Below are 639 nucleotides of genomic sequence, written 5' to 3' on the forward strand. Positions count from 1 at the left end.
GGGTGCCCGTACCGCCGATTACGAGGAGGTGATCGTCACGGTCACCTCGTCGGGCGGGTTCACGCTCAGGAAGGTGTTCTACACCGTGCCGTCGCGGCTTATCGGGCACCGGCTGCGAGCGCGGCTTTACGACGATCGGCTCGATCTGTTCATCGGCGGCACCGCGCTCATGACGCTGCCACGCGGGCGGGCGACTGCCAGTGGCAAGCACGGGCACGTTGTCGATTACCGGCACGTGATCCACAGCCTCAGACGCAAGCCGATGGCGTTGTTGGGGCTGGTCTACCGCGATGCGCTGTTCCCGCGTCCGGTATATGCCCGTACCTTCGAGCGGCTCTGTGCCGCGCTGCCCGAGCGCACCGCTTGCCGAACAATGGTCGAGCTGCTCGCGCTCGCCCATGAGCGCGCCTGCGAAGCCACGCTGGCCGTGATCCTCGACCAGTGCATCGCCGATGACGTGTTGCCCGATCTCGCCGAGTTGCGCGGACGGTTCGCCCCCGATCCCGCGACGCTCCCGGTCGTGACGGTCCGGCTCGCACCGCTCGCCAGCTACGATGTGCTGTTGACGGGAGCTGCGGCATGAGCGCCCCCACGACCCCGATCGACGCCGAGCGGCTCACCCTCGTCCTGAACGACCTG

The 639-nt window shown here is 67.9% G+C and carries 1 pseudogene; it reads left to right on the forward strand.

Annotated features, from left to right (window positions below):
- Nucleotides 1-583 (forward strand): annotated as a pseudogene (locus tag ABD050_RS28920) (IS21 family transposase); the annotation flags it as partial.
- Between the last annotated feature and the right edge of the window lie 56 nt (nt 584-639).

Source organism: Sphingomonas oligophenolica, assembly GCF_039522915.1.
GTDB lineage: Bacteria > Pseudomonadota > Alphaproteobacteria > Sphingomonadales > Sphingomonadaceae > Sphingomonas > Sphingomonas oligophenolica.